Here is a 21,829-nt window from a genome sequence, read left to right on the forward strand (position 1 = left end):
TCTTGTGCAGCCCCACCAGCTTTACGTTGTAGATTCCTAAGCTCCGAGGTCCAGAGCGGCGGCCGTCAGCGCCCGGGCCCGGCGCGGCGAGGTCACCAGCTCCACCGTGTCCGACAACTGGTCCACACAGCCGGCCACCGGCAACTCCCTGATCACCGGGTCGGTCACCGACGCCATCAGCGCCCGCGCGAACCGCTCCCCGCCGATCACCCGGAACGGCCGGTCGAAGAACCCCCGCACCCCCTCCTCCAGCCGTTCGGTCAGCGCCATGCGGTTCTGCAGCGCCGCCAGCCGCCCGTACGCCGCCGTCAGGCCCTCCTCGCGCTCCCGCCACGACCGCGCCGCCATCGCCGACCCCAGCGCCTCGCCCAGCTCGGCCGAGCCCGGCAGCCGCGCCAGCGCGCTGCCCAGCCATTTGGCGTACGGCGGGTAGCGGCGCCGCAGCAGCAACGCCAGCCGCATCACCTCCCGCGCCAGCCGCGCCCCCACCACGGCCGACCCCAGCTCGTCGCCCACCTCCGCGCACCGCCCCGGGAACGGCTCCTCCTGGCCGATGCGCTGCCACTGGCAGGCCAAGACGTACCGCCACACGTCCTGCGGATACCAGCGCAACGCCTGCCGGGCCGCCTCCAGCCCCGCCCCCGCCAGCCCGTCGCGGAACACCTCGCCACGCGTCACCTCGGCCAGGCTCTGCCACGGCGCCGACAACCAGTCCAGCAGCGACACCCCCTCACGCGGGTCGAACCCGAGCCGCCCCACCAGCCACTCCCCCAGCTCGGCCACCACGACCCCCGGCTGGCGGACCCCGTGGTACTCGAACACCGTGTCAAAACCACCGAACCGGTCGGGCAGCCCCGCCGTGACCCGCTCCCGTACCGGCTCCACCTGACCGGCGGGCACGAACAGCAGGACCCGCGGCCCCCAGTCGTGGTCGGCCGAGCGGGCCGTGTCGAACGCGAGCACCTCCGACCCCGGGCCGATCAGCGCGGCGCTGTGCCGCACCCCGGGCAGCAACGGCGCCACGACCTCGCCATAGAAGGCACGAGAAAGCTCAATACCAGGCACAAAGTTGGACATCACGCCGTCAACTCTGCACGAGCACCGCCCGAACCTCACCCGGTTTTCCCGCCGCCGATGACAGCCTGGTCACCGACCGGACGCGCCAGGGGGAGGGACCCGCTTGAGCAAGGTCGTCGCCGACATCTCCGTATCGCTGGACGGCTACGTCACCGGCCCCGACCCCGGCCTGGAACACGGCCTGGGCACCGGCGGCGAACTCCTGCACGCCTGGACCCGCCGGCCCACCGACGTGGACGCGCGCGTCCTGGGCGGCGCCGTCCGCTCCACCGGCGCGGTCATCATGGGACGGCGCACCTTCGACGTGGTCGACGGCCCCTACGGCTGGGGCGACCCGCTCGGCTACGGTTCGGCCCGCGACCGGCCGCAGACGCCGCCCGTGTTCGTCGTCACCCACGTCCCGCCCTCCGCGGTCCGCCGGCCCGAACTGTTCACCTTCGTCACCGACGGCCCCGCCGCGGCCGTCGAGCAGGCCCGCACCGCGGCCGGGGACGGCGACCCACCTGACCTACCGCGCCATCATCTGAACCACCGCCCGGCCAGACGGTCAGTCGGGGTCGGCCACGTGGCAGGCCAGCACCGGCCGCCGGCGGTACCCGATCCGCTCGTACACCTTGATCGCCGCGGCGTTGACGTCGTCCACCATCAGGGCCGCGCGCCCGTGCGTGGCCACGAGCTGGGACGACACCCAGGTGCACACCCGCTCGGCCAGCCCCCGCCCGCGGAAGCGGGCGGCCGTGGCGACCCCGGCCAATAACCCCACCGACGGCGCGGACCACGCGTCGGCCGCCACCGCCGCCAGTTCCCGCCCCACCCGCACACCGGCCCACCGCCGCACGCCGGCCACGCCCGGCACCGCGTACGAGGAGGGCGCGTCGCCGGCCAGCAGGGCCGCGATCTCCTGGTCGGCCTCACCCTCCAGCCAACCGGCCTCCGGCACCGGCACCTCGGGGGCGGCCCGCAGGCTCATCCAGGAGAACGAGCCGCTCTCCCGCACGCCCTCCAGCCCCGCCGCCACCCGCCGCATCAGCTCGCGCTCGCCCAGCGGCCGATAGGTGGGCCCCAGCTCGGCCAGCGCGTGCCGGACCAGCTCGGCCGCGTCGTCCGGGTCGCCCCACACCGCCAGCCGGTCGTACACCGAGATGCGCGGGGCGCCGGCCACCACCGCGTCCCTCAGCGCCCAGGCGCGGGCCTGGCCGCGCAGGTCCTGGGCCGTCCACATGACCAGGTCGTCGTCGTCGCACGCGGCGCGCAGCACGTCCAGGTCGCGCACCTGGTGGATCACAAGATCTCGCCCGGCCGGTACGCTGCGGCCTGCGGGTGCCCGGCCACGACCTGTCCCACCTGCCGCACCATCTCCTCCACCTGCGAGGCGGCCGCGCCGGTGAAGGACACCCGGTCGGCCAGCAGTGCCTCCAGCTCGCCGCGGTCCAGGGGGAAGCGCTCGTCGCCGCCCAGCAGGTCGAGCAGCTCGTTGGACGCGCCGCGCGAGCGCATCGCCAGCGCCGCCGCCACCGCGTGCTCCTTGATCAGCTCGTGGGCCTGCTCGCGTCCCATGCCCGCGCGCACGGCGGCCATCAGCATCTTGGTCGTGCCCAGGAACGGCAGGTAGCGGCCCAGCTCGGCCGAGATCACCGCGGGGAACGCCCCGAACTCCTCCAGCACGGTCAGCATCGTCTCCACCAGCCCGTCGAAGGCGAAGAACGCGTCCGGCAGCGCCACCCGGCGTACCACCGAGCAGGACACGTCGCCCTCGTTCCACTGATCGCCGGCCAGCTCGCCCACCATGGAGGCGTAGCCGCGCAGCACCACGGTCAGGCCGTTGACGCGTTCGCAGGAGCGGGTGTTCATCTTGTGGGGCATCGCCGAGGAGCCGACCTGCCCCTCCTTGAACCCCTCGGTGACCAGCTCGTGCCCGGCCATCAGCCGGATCGTCCTGGCCAGCGAGGAGGGCGCGGCGGCCAGCTGCACCAGCGCCGAGACCACCTCGAAGTCCAGGGAACGCGGGTAGACCTGGCCGACGCTGGTCAGCCGCCGGGAGAACCCCAGGTGGGCGGTGACCTTGTCCTCCAGCTCGGCCAGCCTGTCCTGCCGGCCGCCCAGCAGGTCGAGCATGTCCTGGGAGGTGCCGACGGGACCCTTGACACCGCGCAGCGGGTAGCGCGCGATCAGCTCCTCCAGCCGGCGGTAGCCGACCAGCAGCTCGTCGGCGGCCGAGGCGAACCGCTTGCCCAGCGTCGTGGCCTGCGCCGCCACGTTGTGGGAACGTCCGGCCATGACCGTGGCCGTGTGCTCCTCGGCCAGCGAGGCCAGTCGGGCCAGCAGCGCCACGACGCGGTCGCGTACCAGCAGGAGGCTGTCGCGGATCTGCAGCTGCTCGACGTTCTCAGTCAGGTCGCGCGAGGTCATGCCCTTGTGCACCTGCTCGTGCCCGGCCAGCGCGTTGAACTCCTCGATACGCGCCTTGACGTCGTGGCGGGTGACGCGCTCACGCGCCGCGATGGACTCCACGTCAACCTGCTCGACGACCTTCTCGTAGTCGGCGATCGCGCCCTCGGGCACCGCCACCCCGAGCTCGGCCTGCGCCCGCAGCACCGCCAGCCACAACCGCCGCTCAGCGATGATCTTGTACTCGGGAGACCACAGGCGGGCCAGCCCGGGTGAGGCGTAGCGGGCGGCCAGAACGTTCGGGATGCGCGGCTTGGAAGTCACGTTGGACAAGTCTATTCACACCCCGTCACCTCCACCGCATCCAGCCCGCACGGCCCCCCACGGGCGACGCCGGACGGCCCCCGCCGGCCCCGTGTACGAACGCTGACCAGCACCGTCACCCGCCCTGCCGGACCGGAACCATGTTTCCGCCCGTCCTTGCCGGAAAGTACAGGAAGTCGCGAGGACACCACCAGAAAGGGCATGAACATGAGCACCGACGACAAGATCCGCAACAAGGCCCAGGAGCTCAAGGGACGCGCCAAGGAGAACATCGGCGACGCCACCGACAACGAGAGCCTTCAGGCCGAAGGCCGCGCCGACCAGACCAAGGGCGGCCTGAAGCAGGCGGGCGAGAAGGTCAAGGACGCCGGCAAGAAGGTCAAGGACACCTTCAAGAAGTGACCGCGCGTTCCTGGTCCTGAACCGTCGCCCGGCCACCCGCCGCCGCCGCCGTCACCGGATCACACCGGACCCGGTCCGGCAGGCAGCGGCGGGGGCCGTGCACGTACGAACCCACCTGCCCCTGGCGCTGCCCGCAGGACCGGCGGCCCGCTTCTTCGTCTCTCTTCGCCTCCTGGTCGCCGACGCCTACGGGATCGGCCGGACCGTCAGCGGAGGCGTGCGCCGGACGCTAGCTGTTGCACTCCCTGGACAGGACCTTGCCGGTCTTGGTGTCCGTGCACGTCTTGCAGGTACGGTCCGGACTCGCCGGGAGCGGTTCCTTGGTGGTCTTGCACTCGCGCTCCGTGGACTGCTCCTGCTTCTGGGTCTTCTGGAACTGGAACGCACCGTGAGCGCGCAGGAGTCCGGCGCCGATGTCCAGGTCGAGCTGGACGCCTGGGCGCGCTCGCTCGGGGTCGCGCTGGAGCGTACCAGCGACACCTACGACTCGCTCGTGCGCTCCGCGGTGGCTACGGCCTGGCTACCGCTGTGACGCGAAACGTTCACCGGAAGGGGCGTCGTCCTCAGACCCGGCGTCGAGCGTCACGGTCGCACGGTCAGAATGTCGTGCGTGCCTCGCTGCGGGGATCTCCCGACACCAGGCGATCGTCATAGAGGCCGGCGCGTGCCAGGCGGCGCCAGGGCCTGGCCAGGCGGACCGATACGTCGATATCCGCGTCTGACGCGTCCAGGTCGAGATCTGCCACGGCCAGGGCCGGCTGGCCGTTCGCCGGACAGCGCGCGAGCCGGCGACCGCCCGGTGCGACGATCCCCGACGGGACGGTCGCGCTGAACTGCGCCGGGATGGAGTACCCGAGCCAGTAGCCGTACAGCCTCCCGTATGCCTGTGCGACAACCGCTCGCGCCGCGTCATCGACCATCACCGACAGCAGCACGCAGTCCACGTTCAGGCGCTCGTACTCGGCGAACACCTCGGGGAACTCGGCCTCGATACACAGCGCGCACCCGAACCGGATGCCGTCGATCTCGAAGACGACCGGGGACGAACCGGGCGAGTACATGAACGACACCTCGGCGTTCGACAAAAACCGCTTGTCGTACCGCGTGACCAGCCGGCCTCGATCGCAGACCACGTACAGGCTGTTGTGCGGCCGGTTCGGCGGGGTCAGCGGGTGGATCGAGCCGAAGGCCGCCCAGAGCCCGAGCTCTCCCGCCAGATCGGCATCCGGGGACGATATGGCATGCGCAGAGCCGGCACCATGCCTTCTGGACGGCGGCGTGCCGGATACGTTGTGCGACGCCTTATTGGCATCCGACAACGCGGTGCACGTCTCCGGCAGAGCACGAGAGACAGACAGGAACGCGGCCCTCGCCGGTCGGGCTCACCAGGCCGGCGTTCGACCAGAGCCTCACCTACAACGACGTGTGCCACCCCGGACGGGACGGAAAACGTACGAGACAACCCCGGAACGCGCGGATGCCCGGCGCGAGACGAGGAGCGTCGCGCCGGGCATCCATACCCCGGGTGGCCCCGGCGCCGCATGAGGTCGGCGCCGGGGAGTTCTTCTCAGGAGGTGGGAGCCAGGACCTTGGCCTCGTGCTTGGGCGCGGACGGCTTGCGCCGCATCCGCTCCTTGGCCCGCTCCACCACCGTGTACAACGTCGGGACCAGCACCAGCGTCAGCAGCGTCGAGGACACCAGGCCGCCGATCACCACGATCGCCAGCGGCTGCGAGATGAACCCGCCCGACCCGGTCACCCCCAGCGCCATCGGCGTCAGCGCGCAGATCGTGGCCACCGCCGTCATCAGGATCGGCCGCAACCTGCGCCGGCCACCCTCGATCACCGCCTCGACCACACCCAGCCCCTGATCCCGGTACTGGTTGATCAGGTCGATCAGCACGATCGCGTTCGTCACCACGATGCCGATCAGCATCAGCATGCCGATCAGCGCCGGCACGCCCATCGCGGTGTCGGTCGCCACCAGCAGCCCCACCGCGCCGGTCGCCGCGAACGGCACCGACACCAGCAGGATCAGCGGCTGGACGAAGCTCCGGAACGTCGCCACCATGATCATGAACACGATCGCGATCGCCGCCAGCATCGCCATGCCCAGGTCGGAGAACGCGTCCGCCTGGTCCGCCGACGCGCCGCCGATCTCGTACCGGGCGCCGGAGCCCAGCGCCACCGCGTCCAGCTTCGTCGTCAGCTCCTGCGTCACGGTGCCCAGGTCGGACGCCTCCACCTTGCCCGACACCGTCGCGGAACGCTCACCGTCGATCCTGGTCACCTGCGTCGGACCGGCCACCTGCTCCACCTCGGCCACCGACGACAGCTTCACCAGCCCCGCCGCCGTCGCCAGCTTCAGGTCCTCGATCGCCTTGACGTCATCGGGAGCATCGCCCCCGCGCAGCACCAGGTCACTGCTGCGGCCGTCCAGGGTGATCTGGCCCAGCGGCGCGCCACGGAACGCCTGCGCCACCGCCTGGCCCACCTGCGCCTCCGACAGCCCCTTGGCCGCCGCCTTCTCCCGGTCGACCGCGACCTCGATGCGCGGCGCGCTGGCCTCCAGGTTCGACGACAGGTCACGCAGGCCCTTCACCTGGCCCATCGCGCTCTTGACCGATTCGGTCGCCGTGCGCAGCGTCTCGGCATCGGGTGCCTGCACGATCACGCTCACCGTGTCGGAGGAGAACCCGCCCCCGCCGGCGCCGCCGACGGTGACCTCACCCACCCCGGACAGGCCCGTGATCTTCTCCCGGAGCTGCTGCTCCACCGTCGCCGGCTCGGCGCCGTCCTTGACCGTCACCGAGTACGACGCCCGGTCCGCGCCGCCGCCCACGCCGCCCTGCATGGCGTTGCCGCCACCCACGTTCACCTGGTACGTCGCCACACCGGCCAGCCCCGACAGCACACCTTCCACCTTCTTGGCGGCCTTGTCCGTCGTGGCCAGATCCGTGCCGACCGGCATCTTCTGCGTCAGCGAGATCGTGTTCTGACCGGAGGAGTCCAGGAAGTTCGTCCGCAGACCGCCCGCCAGGCCCATCGTCCCGACGAACACCGCCACCCCGATCAGCACCGTCACCAGCTTGAACCGCGTGGCGAACCGCAGCACCGGCAGGTACGCCCGCTGCAACGGGCTGCGCAGCTCCTTGGCCTCGGCCTCCTCACGCTGGGCCCGCGCCTGCTCCGGCGACAACGCCGGCGCCTTGAGGAACCAGTACGCCAGCACCGGCACCACCGTCAGCGACACCACCAGCGAGGCCAGCAACGCCACCGCCACCGTCACCGCGAACGGCCGGAACAGCTCGCCCACCATGCCGCCCACGATCGCGATCGGCGCGAACACCGCCACCGTCGTCAGCGTCGAGGCCGTCACCGCCCCCGACACCTCACGCACCGCCGTCAGGATCGCCTGCAGCTTGGCCTCGCCGTAACCCAGATGGCGCTTGATGTTCTCCAGCACCACGATCGAGTCGTCGACCACCCGGCCCACCGCGATCGTCAGCGCGCCCAGCGTCAGCATGTTGAGCGAGTAGTCGCCCGCCCACAGCGCGAGCAGCGCGATCACCACCGACAGCGGGATCGACACCGCCGTCACCAGCGTCGAACGCACCGACAGCAGGAACACCAGGATGACCAGCACCGCGAACGCCAGCCCCAGCAGGCCCTCGGTGGTGAGGTTCTCGATCGACTCCTCCACGTACGGCGCCTGGTCGAACACCACCGACACCGCCGTGTCGGAGGAGTCGCCCAGCGACCGGGTCAGCTCCGGCAGCATGTCGCGGATCTCGTGGGAGATCGTCACCGCGTTGCCGTCGGGCGTCATCGTCACCGACACCCCGAGGCTCGTCCGGCCGTCGGTACGGGTGATCGTCGTCGCGTCCGCCAGGCCGAGCTTGATCTCGGCCACCTCACCCAGCTTGACCGGCTTGAGCGGCTTGGGACGCGCCACCTGCTGCGGCACGGCCGCCCGGCCCGTCTGCGCCGGCTGCCCGGCCTGCGGACGGCCCTGCGCCTGCCCCGGCGTCTGGGCCTGCTGCTGGACGGGCTGCGGCTGCGTGGGGGTCAGGTAGAGGCTCTTCAGCTTCTCCAGCGAGTCCACCCGCGAACCCACCTGCACGGTCAGCGACCTGCCGTCGGCGTTCAGCGACCCGGCCGGGATCGGCGTGCCGTTCGCCTTGAGCACCTCGGGGATCTGCGCCGGCGACACCCCGGCCAGCGCCATCTTCTTGACGTCCGGCTCGATCGTGACGACCTCGTCGCGGGTGCCGGTGACCGCGGCCTCGCGCACCCCCTCCACGCTCTGCAGCTCCGGCACCATGATCCGGCGCAGCTTGTCGGCCATCGCCCGCTCGTCGCCGCCGTCGCCCACCGCCAGCACCAGCACCGGGATGTCGTCGGTGTTGCCCGCCACCACCTGCGGATCGACACCCTGCGGCAGCGCGATCCTGGCCACGGCCTGCTGCATCTTGTTCAGCGAGGCCTCGATGTCGGTGCCGTACTCGAAGGCCACCTGGATCTGGGCCAGGCCCTCCTTCGACGTGGAGGTCATCTGCTCCATGCCGGGAATCCCCTGGAAGGAGTCCTCGATCGGCTTCGTCACCTGATCTTCGACGATCTCCGGCGAGGCGCCGGGGAAGGGCGCGATGACGAACGCGCCCGGGAACGCCAACGACGGCAGGAGCTGCTGCTTCAACTGCGGAATCGTGAACGCGCCAAACGCGGTGATCACGACCGCTACCAAGATCACAAGACTGCGGTTGAGCAGACTCAACCGGGCGAAAGCGGTCATAGGCTCCCCTCCAAGAGTTCGCCCCAGACTAACACTTTGCCTAATACGAATATTTAGCGTGACCTGACTTTCCTGATAACCTTCTCAGGAAGCGAGAGGTGAGCGTGAACGACGAACGCGAAGACCTGATCCGCCGGATCAGCGAGACACAGCGTGACCTGGGAAGACTGTTCACCCAACAGCAGTCCCCCCTGTTCACCTCCAACCTCACCATCCGGCAGCTCCGCGTCGTCATGCAGCTGTCCACGCACGGATCCGCCTCGGGCCAGGACCTCGCCCACACCCTCGGCGCCAGCCTCGCCACCGTCACCGGCATCGTCGACCGCCTGGTCGCCCAGGGCCTGGTCAGCCGGCACGAAGACCCCAACGACCGCCGGGTGCGCCGGGTCGAGCTCACCCCCGCCGGCGCCACCCTGATCGCCGAGATCAACGACGCCGGCCTCAGACACTACAAGCGCATCATGTCCCACCTGGACATCGAGACCCTGCACGCCCTCGACCACGCCACCCGCCGCATCCGCGAGGTCGCGGACAAGCTCTACAACGAATGACCCGCCCGGCGCGCTCCCGGTCGCCGCTGTTTTGTGGTGTGTTCCGCAAGGTTCTTCACCAGCCCAGCGGCTTTACATTGTAGATTTTCAGGCCAGGCGGGACAACACGTCCGGCAGGTCGCCCTCGTGGGCCACCGTCAGCCGCCGCGTGGCCCGCGTCACCGCCACGTACAGGTCGTGGCCGCCCATCGGCGACTGCGCCAGGATCCCGGCCGGGTCGACCACCACCACCCCGTCGAACTCCAGCCCCTTGGCCTGCGTCACCGTCAGCACCACCACCGGCGCGTCCAGGTCCGCCGACCCCGGGAACAGGCCCGTCACCCGCGCGTGCAGCCCGTCGGGCGTGATCACCCCCAACCGGCCGCCCTCACCCGGCGAGCCCGGCGAGCCCAGCTCCGCCAGCTCGGCCGCCACCAGTGCCGGCAGCTCCGCCACCGGCACCCGCACCGCGCGCGGCTCGTCGCCGCCGTCACGCACCGACTCCGGCGGCTCCTGCCACGGCGCCACCGCCGCCAGCACGTCGGCCGCCACCCGCATGATCTCCACCGGCGTCCGGTAGTTGACCAGCAGCCGCTCCTCCCGCCAGCGCCCCTCCAGGTACGGGTCGAGCACCTCGGCCCACGACCGCGCCCCCGCCGCCGACCCCGTCTGGGCCAGGTCGCCCACCACCGTCAGCGACCGCGCCGGCACCCGCCGCACCACCGTCCGCCAGGCCATCGGCGACAGCTCCTGCGCCTCGTCCACGATCACGTGCCCGTACGCCCACGTGCGGTCGGCCGCCGCGCGCTCGGCCGTGGTCAGCCCCGCGCCGTCGTCGGCCTGCCGCTCGGCCAGCACGTCGGCCCGGTCGAAGACGCCGCCCTCCAGCAGGCCCGTGCTCTCCAGCACCTCACGGGCGTACAGCTCCTGCTCGGCCCACTCCTGCCCGGCCCGCCGCGCCGCCACCCGGTCGGCCGAGTCGTCGTGGCCCAGCAGCTCGGCCGCCTCGTCCAGCAGCGGCACGTCGCCGACCGTCCAGGGCGACTCGCGGGGGCGTACCAGCGGCGTCCAGTCCAGGCCCGGCGGGCACACCGCCCACAACGTGTCCGGCCCGGACAGCAGGTCGGCCACCAGCTCCTGCGGCGTCAGCTCCGGCCACAGCTCCGCCACCGCCCGCCGCACCGGCTCCTCGCCCCACAAGCGCTCGGCCGCCAGCGCGATGTCCGTCTCGTCCAGGTCGCCCTCCAGGTCCAGCGGCTCGGCCAGCTCCGGGTCGTCGACCGCCAGCTCCTCCAGGTGCAGCGACTCCTCCAGCGCCCGCGCCTCCGCCCTGGCCAGCTCCTTCAGCAGCTCGGTGACGTACAGCTTGCGGGCCATGTTGTGCGGCAGGCGCACCGCCCGCGCCCGCTCGCGCAGCCGCGCGCACACCGCGTGCGGCACACGCAGCCGCAGGCCGTCGAGCTCCACCTCCAGATCCCCCGCGGGCACCCGCTGCCGATCGGCCACCGCCGCGGCCACCACCTCGGCCATCCGCAGGTCGCCCTTGACCACCGCCGCCTCCGGCGGGTCGGCGGCCAGCGCCCGCACCCCCGGGAACAGCTCGCCCACCGTGGCCATCACCACCTGCGTCTCCCCCAGCGCCGGCAGCACCTGCCCGATGTAGCGCAGGAACATCGGATTGGGCCCCACCACCAGCACCCCGCGCCGCTCCAGCGTGTCGCGGTGGGTGTAGAGCAGGTAGGCCGCCCGGTGCAGCGCCGCGACGGTCTTGCCGGTGCCCGGCCCGCCCTGCACGACCAGCGCCCCCTGCAACCCCGCCCTGATCACCCGGTCCTGCTCGATCTGGATCGTGGCCACCACGTCGCCCATCCGGCCGGTACGGCCCCGCCGCAGCGCGGCCAGCAGCGCCGCCTCCCCCACCAGCGTGCGCCGGTCGCCGTCGGACATGCCGTCCAGGTCGAACACCTCGTCGTCGATGCCGACCACCGTGCGGTCCTTCAGATGCAGATGCCGGCGCCGCACCAGGCCTCCGGGGTCGGTGGCGGTGGCCACGTAGAACGGGCGCGCCGCCGGGGCCCGCCAGTCGATCAGCACCGACTCGTGGTCCTCGTCGCGCAGCCCGATCCGGCCGACGTACGTGCTGAGGCCGCCGGAGTCGTCGATCCGGCCGAAGCACAGGCCGCGCTCGACCGCGTTGAGCTGGGCCAGCCTGCGCGCCTGCTCGGAGGCGGCCACCTCGCGCTCGACCCTGGCCTGCCGGCTGCCCATCGCGCCCCCTCCGGCGTACACCTGGCGCAGCGTCGCCTGCGCCCGCTCCCTGGCCGCGTCGAGCCTGGCGTACAGCCACTGGACCGTACGCTGCTCGCTGTCAAGGGCTTCCGCGAGACCATCTTGACGATTAGCCATTCCCTGCTATACTCCTTTACGGGAGCTCTGTGGAGCCGCTTGTCGTAGTGTCGAGCTCACGAGCTTAGCCCCCCTTCGCCCTCTCCGGCAACCGACGCCGCCCGCCCGTCCCCGTACGGCTGGTGCTAGCTTGGGCGGTCGTGTCGGACTATCTGCGTGACCTGTTCTCCCTGCACGGCCGCCGCGCCCTCGTCACCGGCGGCAGCTCCGGGATCGGCCTGGCCATGGCCGAGGCGATCGGCCGGGCCGGAGCAGAGATCGTGCTCGCCGCCCGCCGGCCCGCCGAGCTCGCACAGGCCGCCGACCGGCTGCGCGCCCACGGCGTCACCACCTCCGCCGTCAGCGCCGACCTGCACGACCGGGACGACCTCGCCCGCCTGTGCGCCGCCGCCGGCGAGATCGACATCCTGGTCAACGCCGCCGGCAACAACATCCGCAAGCCCATGGCCGAGCTCACCCCCGGCGACTACGAGCAGACCATCGCCGTGCACCTGACCGCCCCCTACCTGCTCGGCCGGCACTTCGGCCCCCGCATGGCCGCCCGCGGCTGGGGACGCGTCATCAACATCGGCTCCCAGCAGACCATCAGCGCCTTCGGCGACAGCGGCGTGTACGGCGCCGCCAAGGCCGCCGTCGCCGGCCTCACCCGCTCCCAGGCCGAGGCGTGGTCGGCGCACGGCGTCTGCGTCAACACGATCATCCCCGGATTCGTGCTGACCCCGCTGACCGAGCCCGCCCAGGCCGTCCCCGGTCGCGTCGAGGAGCTGGCCGCCCGCCACATGACCGGCCGCAACGGCCTGCCGGCCGACTTCGCGGGCGCGGCGGTGTTCCTGGCCGGGGACGCCTCGGCGTTCGTCACGGGCCAGATGCTCTTCGTCGACGGCGGGTTCTCGGTGCACTGACGGCTTCGGTCACGAAGGCCCAGCGCCTTTACGTTGTAGATCAGTTACGAGGTGCGGCGGCGGGCGCGGTAGGCGCTGGCCTTGGCGCGGTTCTGGCAGGACAGGCCGCAGAACCGGCGCGAGGCGTTGCGGGTGACGTCGAAGAAGACCAGGTCGCAGACCGTGGCCTCGCACGAGCGCAGCCGCACCCCCTGGCCGACGCCGATCACCATGGCCAGGGCCGTGGCCGTGTCGGCCGCCCAGGCGTCCACCAGGTCGGCGTCCGGGCCGTGGAAGGCCAGGACGGGCGGGTCGCCGTGCAGGTTGGGGACGGCGCCGTGCCGCACCAGGGCCCGGTTCAGGACGTCCGGCGCGGCGGGACCGGCGGCGAAGGCGGGATGCAGCTCGGCGGCCACCTCGGCCAGCCGGTCGGCGTCGGCGCCGGTCAGCGCCTTGCTGGGCGTCCACCCGTGCTGGACGAACGCGGCGTCGAGGGCGGCGCGCCGGTCGGCGGGCGGTACGGCGGGACGGCCGCGCGCCTGGGTGACGGCCAGTTCGTTGACCAGCAGGGCGGCCAGATCCACCCACCTCCCGACATAACTGTCTATTTGCGATTGACCAGTGATGCGCCACGCGTCTATCGTCACTGGCCTAGCCTATCTAGACAGTGAGGTGTTCCGTCGTGAGCCCATGGCCCCGTCTCTCCCGCCGCATGTGGCACCAGATCGAGCCGCTGCACGCCGTGCTGTACTTCGCACCCCAGGCGTTCGCCGAGGCCGCCGCGTTGGGCTATGACGTCGAGTCACGCTGGCCGAGCTATTTCGCCTACCGCACCGCACCGCTCGGCCGGGCGGGGGCACACCTGGCGACCGCCGCGTACTACAGCTTCAGCCCGCGGACGGTCGGCGAGCACGTGCCGGGCGTGTGGGAGACCGCCTCTCCCGAGAAGGTGCTGCAGGCGCGGCTGGTGGCGATCGACCGTACCTGTCGCGGGCTGTTCGGCGACCGGCTGGGCGGGCCGGAGCTCGCCGAGGCGGCCGGGCTGGCCCGGCGGGCCGCCGAGAGCGTGACGGCGGCGGGGCGGCCGCTCGCCGCCGCCAACCTCGACCTGCCCTGGCCCGAGGAGCCGCACCTGGTGCTGTGGCAGGCCGCGACCGTGCTGCGTGAGCACCGCGGCGACGGGCACGTGGCGGCGCTGCTGACGGCCGGGCTGGACCCGTGCGAGTCACTGGTGTCCTTCGCCGCGATCGGGGCCGCGCCGCCGGAGAACTTCGCCGGACGCGGCTGGAGCGGCCAGGAGTGGGCCGAGGCCGCCGAACGGCTGGCCGCGCGCGGCCTGCTGGACGCCTCCGGCCAGGCCACCGAACGCGGGCGGGCGCTGCGCGACCAGGTCGAACGCCGCACCGACGAGCTGGCCGCGCAGCCCTGGCGGGAGCTGGGCGAGGAACGCGCGGAGCGGCTGGCCCACCTCGGCGCTCCGCTGCTGGGCGCGGTCTTCGAGGCCGGCCTGCTGCCCATGACCAGCACGCTCGGCATCACCACGGTCAAGGCCCCCGACTGACCCCGTGAGCGCCGGTGACCCCGGAGGTCTCGGTCGAAGCCGGGCGCGGGCTGCCACAGGCTGATCTCGGCGTGCGGGCCCATGGGCACGGCGGTATCCGGGCGGAGGCGGGGGGCGGGCGCATCCGCCCGCGGCTACTCCTGGAACCTCGTCCTGGACCGGTTCGCCGCGCGGTGGCCGCGGGGGTGATCAGCGGCGGCCGTACTTCTTGTGCACGGCCTGCTTGCTGACGCCGATCGCGTCGGCGATCTGCGCCCAGGGCAGGCCCGCCACCCGGGCCCGCCGCACCTGGACGGCCTCCAGGCGCTCGATCTCGCGCCGCAGGGCGGTGGTGGCGTGCAGGGCGAGCAGCGGATCGTCGTCCTGCGCCTGCCTCATCAGGGACGCCAGGTCGTTGGTCATGCCCTAAAGGTAGTCCACGATCTCCCGCCGGCTCGGCGGGTCATCGTGCGTCCAGGACCAGGCGCACGCCGAGGCCGATGAGCACGACGCCGGAGATCTGCTCCAGGCGGCGCCGGACGGCCGGGCGGCCGAGGAAGTCCTTGGCCTTGGCTACCGTCCAGATGAGCAGGCCGTACCAGACGGTGTCCACCAGCACCCACACGACGGCGAGGCTCACCAGCGTCAGGGGCACGTTCTGCCCGGAGGGCACGAACTGCGGCAGGAACGACATCGCGAACACCGCGGCCTTGGGGTTGGCCAGGCAGGTGCCCAGCCCCGACAGGTACGACCCGCGCAGCCCGGCCACCACCTCGCCCTCCGCCGGCGGCGACCCCTTGCGCGCCTGCCACAGCGCCTGGGCGCCCATGACGACCAGCACGACGGCGCCGGTGACGCGCATGACGTCGTAGGCGACCTGCGAGGCCACCAGCAGCGCCGACAGGCCGAACGCGGCGGCCAGCGCCCACAGCAGGATGCCGGTCTCGTTGCCCAGCGTGGCCGCCAGGCCGGAACCGCGGCCCGAGCGGAGGGTCTGACGCAGGATGATGGCGGTGCTCACGCCGGGGACCATGGCCACCAGGAAGCACGCGCCGACGAAAGCCAGAAGGTACATGGTGGGCATGCTGACAGAGAAGGCGACGGGCTATCTCCTGAATTATCCGTACAGCTTGCCGAGACCGGCCACCGCCTCGGACATCAGCGTCCGCAGCTCGGCCGGCTCCAGCACCTCGACGTCGGCGCCCATGCGCAGCAGCAGCCAGCGGGCGTGCGTCAGCGACTCGACCGGCACGGTGAGCACCCGCCACCCCTCGGGGTCGGGCTCGCCCGCCGCGGCCAGCGCCGCGGCGACCACGTCGGACCCCATCGTGTACGCCAGCAGGTCCTCCCGTTCCGGCGCCAGCCTGATGACGGCCTCGGCGGTGTACATGCGCTCGCGGAACTCCTTGGCGTACTCCCGCCAGAACGCCGCCAGATCGAAGCCCTCGGGCCTGAGGAACCGGCCGGGAAGCTGCTCGACGGTGAGGATGCGCGAGACCCGGTAGGTACGCGGGGAACCGTCGGGCGGCGCGGCGACGAGGTACCACGAGCCCCCTTTGAGCACCAGCCCGTACGGGTGGATCACCCGGTCGACCACCTTCTGGCCCCACCGGCGGTAGGTCATGCGCAGCGGCCGCCGCTCCCACACCCCTTCGGCCACGTCGCTCAGGTGCGGCACGTCGTCGGCCGAGCGGTACCAGCCGGGCACGTCCAGCAGGAAGCGCTCGCGCATCCGGGAGGCGTGCGAGCGCGGCTCGGGCGGCAGCGCGGCCAGCAGCTTCAGCTCGGCGGCGGCCGCGACCTCGGCCAGCCCCAGCTCGGCGGCGGGTCCCGGCAGCCCGGCCAGGAACAGCGAGGACGCCTCCTGGCTCGTCAGCCCGGTGAGACGGGTGCGGTAGCCGTCCAGGAGCTGGTAGCCGCCGGCCGGTCCGCGGTCGGCGTACACCGGGACGCCGGCCGCCGACAGGGCCTCCACGTCCCGGTAGACCGTGCGGATCGACACCTCCAGCTCGGCGGCCAGCTCGGGCGCGGTCATGCGGCCCCGCGTCTGCAGCAGCAGGAGGACGGAGAGCAGACGGCTGGCACGCATATCCGTCATTGTATTGCGCACATTGTTCGTGTTTGTATGAACATGTGGAACGTGTGACAGCCATCATGAACGCCCTGCGCGCCCACGACAGCGTCTCGGTGGCCGCGCTGGCCGAGGAGCACGGCGTGTCGGAGATGACGATCAGGCGCGACCTGGACGAGCTGGCCCAGCAGGGCGTGGTCCGCCGGGTCAGGGGCGGGGCGCTGTCCCTGCTGCCGCGCGGCGAGGAGCCGCCGTTCGGGGTCCGCGAGCGGGAGGCGGTGGAGGCCAAGCGGCGGATCGGCGTCCAGGTCGCGGCCCTGATCGCCGACGGGGAGGCGGTCGTGCTGGACAGCGGCACCACCGTGCTGGAGGTGGCCCGCGCCCTGGCCGGACGGCGGCTGACCGTGCTGCCGCTGGCGTTGCAGGCGGCCTCCCTGCTGGCCGCCGCGCCGCGGGTGCGCCTGGTCCTGCCCGGCGGCGAGGTGCGCAAGGGCGAGCTGAACTTCATGGGCCCGCTCACCGAGAACTCCATCGCGGCGCTGCGCTTCGACACCGCGGTGATCGGCTGCTGCGGCCTGTCGGCCGAGCACGGCCTGACCGCGCACGACCTGCCCGAGGTCGCGGTCAAGCGGGCGGCCATCGCCGCCGCCCGGCGGGTGATCGTGGCCTGCGACTCGGGCAAGTTCTCCCGTACGGCCTTCGGCGCGGTCTGCCCGATCTCCCGCCTGGACGTCGTGGTGACCGACGAGGGTGTGCCGCCCGAGCAGCGTGACGCGCTCCTCGCGGCCGGGGTGGACGTCAAGGAGGCCGGGTGAGACGCGAACGGACGGCCGTCCACCTGCTGTTCTTCCTGGCCGGCATGGCCATCGGCACCTGGACGGCCCGCATCCCCGCCATCAAGGAAAGCCTCGGGCTCGACGCGGGACGGCTCAGCCTGGCGCTGCTGGCCATCGCCGCGGGCGCCGTCGCGGGCATGACGACCGTCGGCCGCCTGGCCCCGCGGCGCCTGATACCGGCCACTTTGGCGGGTGGCGGCGTGCCGGAGGTCAGCCGAACTGCTGCCAGCCGAGCCTGACCACCATCGCCGCCACCACGCACAACAGCACGACCCGGACGAACGCCGTCCCGCGCCTGATCGCCATCCTGGCGCCGAGCTGGGCGCCCGCCACGTTGCACAGCGCCATGCCGAGCCCGAGCGCCCACTGCACGTGGCCCTGCAGCCCGAACACCGCCAGCGCCCCGAGGTTGGTGCCCACATTGATGATCTTCGCCGAGGCGGACGCGGCGACGAAGTCCAGGCCGAGGATGGTGGTGAAGGCGATGATGAGGAACGTGCCGGTGCCCGGCCCCATGATGCCGTCGTAGAAGGCGATGCCCACGCCCGCCACGGCCACCGCCGCCACGACCCGGGCGTTCGTCCGCAGGTGCGGCTGGGGCAGCGCGCCCATCGAAGGACGCAACGTGACGAACGCCGCCACACCCAGCAGCACCACCATCACGACCGGACGCAACACCTCCGCCGAGATCGCCGCGGCCGCCCACGCGCCCAGCCCGGCGCTCACCACGGCCAGCGCCGCCCCCGGTAACGCCACCTGACGGTCGATCTTGGTGGAACGCGCGTACGCCACGGCGGCCGAGGCCGTGCCGAACACCGAGGAGAACTTGTTGGTCGCCATGGCCTGGACGGGCGGCATGCCGGTCATCAGCAGGGCCGGCAGTTGCACCAGCCCGCCGCCGCCGACGACGGCGTCGACCCACCCGGCACTGGCCGCCGCCGCCAGCAACACCACAACATGCTCCAGCGGCACGCCGCTCCCCCAGTCCCCCAAGAAACGCCCAAAAGCCTACAGCCCCTCCGCCAATCCCCCACCGCAGCCCACCCCCTCCCCCAGGCACCTGGTCCTCCGCTCCCCCACCTGGTCGGCCCCCGTGGTTCCCCCCGGGCCACCCCCGGCTCCGGGCGGGCGGCCCCTTGATTCGGCGGTACCGGACCCCCGGGTTCCGGCCCTCCGCACGCCCGCCGGATCCACGCCCAGGGCCGGCGTTCGTGCACGCGGCGGCCCTGATGCGGGCCCGATCCGCCAGCAGGCAGGCGAACGGGAACACCCTCGGCCTTTGAGAAATCGCTGCGAAATCACTGAGAAACCGCTGAGACCGCCGGGTCAGTGTGCAGGCGAAAGGTTCGTCCGCCGCAGAAAGCGAGGGCTCAATGAGCGTGTTCACCCGACTCTGCGACCGCACGGTCGCGCTACTCGTCCCCCAGGTCAAGGCCGAAGCCTCGAACTGCAACTGGGACTACCTCATCGTCGACGGCACCTGCTACAAGCGCTGGTGCTGCCTCTACACGTCCGGTACCAGGTGCAACGGCTACGTGGCCTGCTAGGAGGGCTCATGATTCACAACCTGTGTGACCGCCTCGTCGCCCGGCTCGTCCCCCACCTCACGGCCGCGGCCAGCAACTGCTGGGAGGAAATCAACGGCCGCTACTGCCGCCGGTGCTGCGTCTACAGCACCGGCACCAGGTGCAACGGCTGGACGCTCTGTTAGGAACCCGTCGATGTCATGATCCGCGGGCCGGGCTCCGCCATCGGGGTCCGGCCCTCCTTTTCCCTCGACGAGGAGGCCAGATGATTTACGCGCTGTGGACCGCCGTCATGATCCTCGCCGTGCTGTGCGTGGCCAACGTGATGCTCGCGATGGGCATCATCCGCAGGCTCCGCGAGCACACCGAACGGCTCAACACCCTGTACGAGCGGCCCGCCGACGGCCCCCCGCCCGCTGTGCGGCCCGGCGAGACGGTTGCGGAGTTCGAGCCGGGATCCCCGCTGCCCGAGCGCACGCTGATCGGCTTCTTCTCGCCCACCTGCGCCCCGTGCAAGAAGCTCGCGCCCGCGTTCGCCGAGCTGGCCGGGACCATGGCACGCGAGCAGGTCTTCGCCGTGATCGCCGGATTCCCCGACGACACGGGCACGCTGCGGGAACTCCTCGACCCCGTCGCCAGGGTCGTGCACGGCGGACCGGACGGCGGACCGCTGACCGAGGCGTTCAAGGTCGAGTCCTTCCCCCAGGTGTTCCTCCTGGACGCGAGCCGTACCGTGCTCGCCGCGGGCCACACCCTCGACGACGTGCTCGCCGCCGCGCATGGCTGAGGTGTCCTCACCTCGCGCGCTGGCCGGGGCCGCGGAACTGGCCTGGCGCGGCGCGCCCGCCATGGTGATCGCCTACGTCGCGACCACGCTGGTCCAGGCGCTGCTGCCGATCGCCGCGGCGTGGCTGACCAAGACCCTGCTCGACGCGCTGAGCCGGCACAGCGGTCCCGTGCTCGGTCCGGCGCTGGGGCTCGCCACCTGCGGGCTGGCCGCGGGGGTGCTGCCCGCGGTGTCGGCCTTCGCCAACAGCGCCCTGGGCCGGTCGGTGGGACTGCGCGCCACCGACCGGCTCTTCGGGGCCACCGAGCGCTTCGTGGGGCTGCGGCATTTCGAGGACCCCGCCTTCCTCGACCGGCTGCGCCTGGCGCAGCAGTCCACCGCGAGCTGCCACGGGCTGCTCGGATCACTGTTCGAGGCGGGCAGGGCCGCTCTCACCATCACCGGGTTCCTGGGCGCCGTGGCCCTGATCAACCCGTGGATGGCCGCGATCGTGCTGGCGTCGCTGGCGCCCGCGCTCGCCGTACAGTTGGGGCTGGCCAGGCGGCAGGCGGCGATGTTGTGGCAGACCAGCCCCGCCGAACGCCGCCAGTTCTTCTACGGGCAGCTGCTCACCGGAACCCAGGCCGCCAAGGAGATCAGGCTCTTCGGGACGGGACGTTTCCTGCGCGGCCGCATGCTGGACGAGCGCAGGCAGGTCAACCGCGTCCAGCGCCGCCTGGACGTGCTGCAGCTGACCTCGCACGGCGGGCTCGAACTGCTGGCCGCGCTGGTCGCCGGCGGCGGGCTGGTGTGGACGGGGCTGGCGGCGAGCGCCGGCGAGCTCAGCGTCGGCGACGTGGCGATGTTCGCGGGCGCCGTGGCGGGCACCCAGCAGGGCCTCAACACGCTGGCGCAGACCATCGCGCAGATCTCGCAGAGCCTGCGGCTCTTCTCCCACTACCTTCGCGTCACCTCCACCCCGCCCGACCTGCCGGTCGCCGCCGTCCCGCTGCCCGCGCTGCGCCGCGGGATCGAGCTGCGCGACGTGTGGTTCCGTTACGGCGACGACCATCCCTGGATCCTGCGCGGCGTCGACCTCTTCATCCCGTACGGCCGCGCCCTCGCACTCGTCGGCCTGAACGGCGCGGGCAAGAGCACCCTGGTCAAGCTGCTGTGCAGGTTCTACGACCCCACCAGGGGCACGATCCTGTGGGACGGCGTCGACCTCCGCGACGCGGCGCCGGAGGACCTGCGGGCCAGGATCAGCGCGGTGTTCCAGGACCACATGGCCTACGACCTGTCGGCCGCCGAGAACATCGGACTCGGGAACCTCCCGCTGATCGGCTCGGGGTCCGCCATCAGGGCTGCGGCCGGGCGAGCGGGGATCGACGGCACCATCGAGGCGCTGCCCAGAGGCTATGACACGTTGCTGACCAGGCTGTTCTTCGACGACGAGGCCGAAGGGAGCGCGGGGGTCGAGCTGTCGGGCGGGCAGTGGCAGCGGATCGCCATCGCCCGGGCGCTGATACGAGAAGATCCGGAACTGATGATCCTGGACGAACCGAGCTCCGGACTCGACCCCGAGGCGGAGTACGACATCCACCTCCGGATGCGCGCGGGACGGGCGGGCCGTACGAGCCTGCTCATCTCCCACCGGCTCAACACCGTGCGCGACGCCGACCTCATCGTGGTCCTGGACGAGGGACGGGTCGTCGAGCAGGGGCGGCACCGGGAGCTGATGGAACGCGACGGGCCCTACTCCCGGCTGTTCACGCTGCAGTCCAGCGGGTACGTCGCGGAGGCGGTCGGATGAGGTACCTGCTGGCGGTGGCGGTGGCGGCGGCGCTCGCGGCGGCGGGGCTGGTGTGGCTGCGCGGGCGCTACCTGGCCGTCACCGTCGAGGGCGTCAGCATGGTGCCGACCCTGCGACCGGGTCAGCGACTGCTCGCGCGCAGGGCCGCGGGCGTCACCGGCGACGTCGTGGTCGTGCGCGGCCGCGGCGGGCTGATGGTGAAGCGGCTGGCCGCCCGTGAGGGCGAGCGGCTGCCCGCCGTGCTCGGGAGCGGCGTCGTGCCGGCGGGGCGCGTCGCCGTCCTGGGCGACAACCCGGGCCGGAGCGCGGATTCGCGGCAGTTCGGCCTGCTGCCCGCGTCAGCGGTGGTCGCGGTGGTGCGCTCTGCCCCCATTCGGACGTAGCAGCGGGGGCATCGCGCCGACGGTCGAAGGGCCCGCCCCCCACGACGGCTGACGTCTGCAACCTGCTGTGGGCGGTCGTCGTGGTGCTCGT

23 protein-coding genes are annotated in these 21,829 nt (G+C 72.3%); 12 read left to right on the plus strand and 11 right to left on the minus strand.

Annotated elements, in window-relative coordinates; genetic code table 11:
- Positions 1 to 36: 36 nt before the first annotated feature.
- From ACIHAD_RS13865 to purB, 3 genes are all read right to left on the minus strand, one after another.
- On the minus strand, positions 37 to 1,023 hold the full coding sequence (locus tag ACIHAD_RS13865; RefSeq protein WP_397354754.1) for a DUF4037 domain-containing protein: 987 nt from the start codon (positions 1,021 to 1,023) through the stop codon (positions 37 to 39).
- Between the two features lie 601 nt (positions 1,024 to 1,624).
- Positions 1,625 to 2,350 carry a GNAT family N-acetyltransferase gene (locus ACIHAD_RS13870; protein WP_397354755.1) on the minus strand — a complete coding sequence of 242 codons (726 nt, stop codon included), beginning with the start codon at positions 2,348 to 2,350 and terminating at the stop codon, positions 1,625 to 1,627.
- A gap of 8 nt (positions 2,351 to 2,358) precedes the next feature.
- A complete protein-coding gene (gene purB, locus ACIHAD_RS13875) occupies positions 2,359 to 3,789 on the minus strand; it encodes an adenylosuccinate lyase (RefSeq protein WP_397354756.1) in 1,431 nt (476 codons plus the stop codon).
- A gap of 207 nt (positions 3,790 to 3,996) precedes the next feature.
- On the opposite strand from purB, the gene ACIHAD_RS13880 reads away from it, so the two are divergent.
- Both ACIHAD_RS13880 and ACIHAD_RS13885 read left to right on the plus strand, forming a co-directional pair.
- Positions 3,997 to 4,191 (plus strand): CsbD family protein, encoded by a 195-nt coding sequence (locus ACIHAD_RS13880; RefSeq protein WP_397354757.1) that lies wholly within the window; start codon positions 3,997 to 3,999, stop codon positions 4,189 to 4,191.
- A gap of 388 nt (positions 4,192 to 4,579) precedes the next feature.
- Complete coding sequence (locus ACIHAD_RS13885) at positions 4,580 to 4,723, plus strand: hypothetical protein (RefSeq protein WP_397354758.1); 144 nt, start codon at positions 4,580 to 4,582, stop codon at positions 4,721 to 4,723.
- A gap of 64 nt (positions 4,724 to 4,787) precedes the next feature.
- Here the strand turns inward: ACIHAD_RS13885 and ACIHAD_RS13890 are convergent, their stop codons facing one another.
- Both ACIHAD_RS13890 and ACIHAD_RS13895 read right to left on the minus strand, forming a co-directional pair.
- A complete protein-coding gene (locus ACIHAD_RS13890) occupies positions 4,788 to 5,510 on the minus strand; it encodes a carbon-nitrogen hydrolase family protein (protein WP_397354759.1) in 723 nt (240 codons plus the stop codon).
- A 248-nt stretch (positions 5,511 to 5,758) separates the two neighbouring features.
- Positions 5,759 to 8,986, minus strand: a complete 3,228-nt coding sequence (locus ACIHAD_RS13895) for an efflux RND transporter permease subunit (RefSeq protein ID WP_397354760.1) — start codon at positions 8,984 to 8,986, stop codon at positions 5,759 to 5,761.
- A 98-nt stretch (positions 8,987 to 9,084) separates the two neighbouring features.
- Here ACIHAD_RS13895 and ACIHAD_RS13900 point away from each other — a divergent pair, with 98 nt between their 5' ends.
- Positions 9,085 to 9,537 (plus strand): MarR family winged helix-turn-helix transcriptional regulator, encoded by a 453-nt coding sequence (locus ACIHAD_RS13900; RefSeq protein ID WP_397354761.1) that lies wholly within the window; start codon positions 9,085 to 9,087, stop codon positions 9,535 to 9,537.
- 87 nt (positions 9,538 to 9,624) lie between these two features.
- On the opposite strand, the gene ACIHAD_RS13905 is transcribed toward ACIHAD_RS13900, so the two are convergent.
- Positions 9,625 to 11,922 (minus strand): HelD family protein, encoded by a 2,298-nt coding sequence (locus ACIHAD_RS13905; RefSeq protein WP_397354762.1) that lies wholly within the window; start codon positions 11,920 to 11,922, stop codon positions 9,625 to 9,627.
- A 140-nt stretch (positions 11,923 to 12,062) separates the two neighbouring features.
- Between ACIHAD_RS13905 and ACIHAD_RS13910 the strand changes: the two genes are divergently transcribed.
- Positions 12,063 to 12,824, plus strand: coding sequence for an SDR family NAD(P)-dependent oxidoreductase (locus ACIHAD_RS13910; protein ID WP_397354763.1), 762 nt, complete (start codon positions 12,063 to 12,065; stop codon positions 12,822 to 12,824).
- Between the two features lie 44 nt (positions 12,825 to 12,868).
- On the opposite strand, the gene ACIHAD_RS13915 is transcribed toward ACIHAD_RS13910, so the two are convergent.
- Positions 12,869 to 13,387: a CGNR zinc finger domain-containing protein gene (locus ACIHAD_RS13915; protein ID WP_397354764.1), complete on the minus strand. Its 519-nt coding sequence runs from the start codon at positions 13,385 to 13,387 to the stop codon at positions 12,869 to 12,871.
- 98 nt (positions 13,388 to 13,485) lie between these two features.
- On the opposite strand from ACIHAD_RS13915, the gene ACIHAD_RS13920 reads away from it, so the two are divergent.
- The gene (locus ACIHAD_RS13920) at positions 13,486 to 14,364 is read left to right on the plus strand and encodes a hypothetical protein (RefSeq protein ID WP_397354765.1); all 879 of its coding nucleotides are present in this window, start codon (positions 13,486 to 13,488) and stop codon (positions 14,362 to 14,364) included.
- Between the two features lie 189 nt (positions 14,365 to 14,553).
- On the opposite strand, the gene ACIHAD_RS13925 is transcribed toward ACIHAD_RS13920, so the two are convergent.
- Genes ACIHAD_RS13925 through ACIHAD_RS13935 form a run of 3 tightly spaced genes read right to left on the minus strand, consistent with a single transcriptional unit; the run spans position 14,554 to position 16,432 of the window.
- A complete protein-coding gene (locus ACIHAD_RS13925; RefSeq protein ID WP_352328267.1) occupies positions 14,554 to 14,766 on the minus strand; it encodes a hypothetical protein in 213 nt (70 codons plus the stop codon).
- 40 nt (positions 14,767 to 14,806) lie between these two features.
- Positions 14,807 to 15,418: a LysE family translocator gene (locus ACIHAD_RS13930; RefSeq protein ID WP_397354766.1), complete on the minus strand. Its 612-nt coding sequence runs from the start codon at positions 15,416 to 15,418 to the stop codon at positions 14,807 to 14,809.
- Positions 15,419 to 15,460: 42 nt separating this feature from the next.
- Complete coding sequence (locus ACIHAD_RS13935; protein WP_397354767.1) at positions 15,461 to 16,432, minus strand: helix-turn-helix transcriptional regulator; 972 nt, start codon at positions 16,430 to 16,432, stop codon at positions 15,461 to 15,463.
- A gap of 44 nt (positions 16,433 to 16,476) precedes the next feature.
- Between ACIHAD_RS13935 and ACIHAD_RS13940 the strand changes: the two genes are divergently transcribed.
- Both ACIHAD_RS13940 and ACIHAD_RS13945 read left to right on the plus strand, forming a co-directional pair.
- Positions 16,477 to 17,229, plus strand: a complete 753-nt coding sequence (locus tag ACIHAD_RS13940) for a DeoR/GlpR family DNA-binding transcription regulator (RefSeq protein WP_397354768.1) — start codon at positions 16,477 to 16,479, stop codon at positions 17,227 to 17,229.
- Positions 17,226 to 17,489 carry a hypothetical protein gene (locus tag ACIHAD_RS13945; protein WP_397354770.1) on the plus strand — a complete coding sequence of 88 codons (264 nt, stop codon included), beginning with the start codon at positions 17,226 to 17,228 and terminating at the stop codon, positions 17,487 to 17,489. Before ACIHAD_RS13940 ends, ACIHAD_RS13945 begins: the two co-directional genes overlap by 4 nt.
- Here the strand turns inward: ACIHAD_RS13945 and ACIHAD_RS13950 are convergent.
- A complete protein-coding gene (locus ACIHAD_RS13950) occupies positions 17,461 to 18,222 on the minus strand; it encodes a sulfite exporter TauE/SafE family protein (RefSeq protein WP_397354771.1) in 762 nt (253 codons plus the stop codon). The genes ACIHAD_RS13945 and ACIHAD_RS13950 overlap by 29 nt on opposite strands.
- Positions 18,223 to 18,623: 401 nt before the next feature.
- Here ACIHAD_RS13950 and ACIHAD_RS13955 point away from each other — a divergent pair, with 401 nt between their 5' ends.
- The 5 genes from ACIHAD_RS13955 to ACIHAD_RS13975 all read left to right on the plus strand — a co-directional run bounded on the left by ACIHAD_RS13955 (position 18,624) and on the right by ACIHAD_RS13975 (position 21,738).
- A complete protein-coding gene (locus ACIHAD_RS13955; protein WP_397354773.1) occupies positions 18,624 to 18,797 on the plus strand; it encodes a hypothetical protein in 174 nt (57 codons plus the stop codon).
- An 8-nt stretch (positions 18,798 to 18,805) separates the two neighbouring features.
- Positions 18,806 to 18,961: a hypothetical protein gene (locus tag ACIHAD_RS13960; RefSeq protein WP_397354774.1), complete on the plus strand. Its 156-nt coding sequence runs from the start codon at positions 18,806 to 18,808 to the stop codon at positions 18,959 to 18,961.
- Positions 18,962 to 19,041: 80 nt separating this feature from the next.
- Positions 19,042 to 19,563 carry a TlpA family protein disulfide reductase gene (locus ACIHAD_RS13965; protein ID WP_397354775.1) on the plus strand — a complete coding sequence of 174 codons (522 nt, stop codon included), beginning with the start codon at positions 19,042 to 19,044 and terminating at the stop codon, positions 19,561 to 19,563.
- Positions 19,556 to 21,355 carry an ABC transporter ATP-binding protein gene (locus tag ACIHAD_RS13970; RefSeq protein ID WP_397354776.1) on the plus strand — a complete coding sequence of 600 codons (1,800 nt, stop codon included), beginning with the start codon at positions 19,556 to 19,558 and terminating at the stop codon, positions 21,353 to 21,355. Before ACIHAD_RS13965 ends, ACIHAD_RS13970 begins: the two co-directional genes overlap by 8 nt.
- Positions 21,352 to 21,738 carry a S26 family signal peptidase gene (locus ACIHAD_RS13975; protein ID WP_397354777.1) on the plus strand — a complete coding sequence of 129 codons (387 nt, stop codon included), beginning with the start codon at positions 21,352 to 21,354 and terminating at the stop codon, positions 21,736 to 21,738. The genes ACIHAD_RS13970 and ACIHAD_RS13975 overlap by 4 nt, the downstream gene beginning before the upstream one ends.
- The last annotated feature ends 91 nt before the right edge of the window (positions 21,739 to 21,829 follow it).

Source organism: Nonomuraea sp. NPDC052265 (genome assembly GCF_044547985.1).
Classification (GTDB): Bacteria; Actinomycetota; Actinomycetes; order Streptosporangiales; family Streptosporangiaceae; genus Nonomuraea.

Excerpts from the sequence above, each read along its gene's own strand:
- ACIHAD_RS13880 (WP_397354757.1), top strand. The coding sequence starts at position 3,997 with ATGAGCACCGACGACAAGATCCGCAACAAGGCCCAGGAGCTCAAGGGA.
- ACIHAD_RS13895 (WP_397354760.1), bottom strand. The coding sequence starts at position 8,986 with ATGACCGCTTTCGCCCGGTTGAGTCTGCTCAACCGCAGTCTTGTGATC.
- ACIHAD_RS13905 (WP_397354762.1), bottom strand. The coding sequence starts at position 11,922 with ATGGCTAATCGTCAAGATGGTCTCGCGGAAGCCCTTGACAGCGAGCAG.
- ACIHAD_RS13925 (WP_352328267.1), bottom strand. The coding sequence starts at position 14,766 with ATGACCAACGACCTGGCGTCCCTGATGAGGCAGGCGCAGGACGACGAT.
- ACIHAD_RS13930 (WP_397354766.1), bottom strand. The coding sequence starts at position 15,418 with ATGTACCTTCTGGCTTTCGTCGGCGCGTGCTTCCTGGTGGCCATGGTC.
- ACIHAD_RS13935 (WP_397354767.1), bottom strand. The coding sequence starts at position 16,432 with ATGCGTGCCAGCCGTCTGCTCTCCGTCCTCCTGCTGCTGCAGACGCGG.
- ACIHAD_RS13955 (WP_397354773.1), top strand. The coding sequence starts at position 18,624 with ATGAGCGTGTTCACCCGACTCTGCGACCGCACGGTCGCGCTACTCGTC.
- ACIHAD_RS13960 (WP_397354774.1), top strand. The coding sequence starts at position 18,806 with ATGATTCACAACCTGTGTGACCGCCTCGTCGCCCGGCTCGTCCCCCAC.
- ACIHAD_RS13965 (WP_397354775.1), top strand. The coding sequence starts at position 19,042 with ATGATTTACGCGCTGTGGACCGCCGTCATGATCCTCGCCGTGCTGTGC.
- ACIHAD_RS13970 (WP_397354776.1), top strand. The coding sequence starts at position 19,556 with ATGGCTGAGGTGTCCTCACCTCGCGCGCTGGCCGGGGCCGCGGAACTG.
- ACIHAD_RS13975 (WP_397354777.1), top strand. The coding sequence starts at position 21,352 with ATGAGGTACCTGCTGGCGGTGGCGGTGGCGGCGGCGCTCGCGGCGGCG.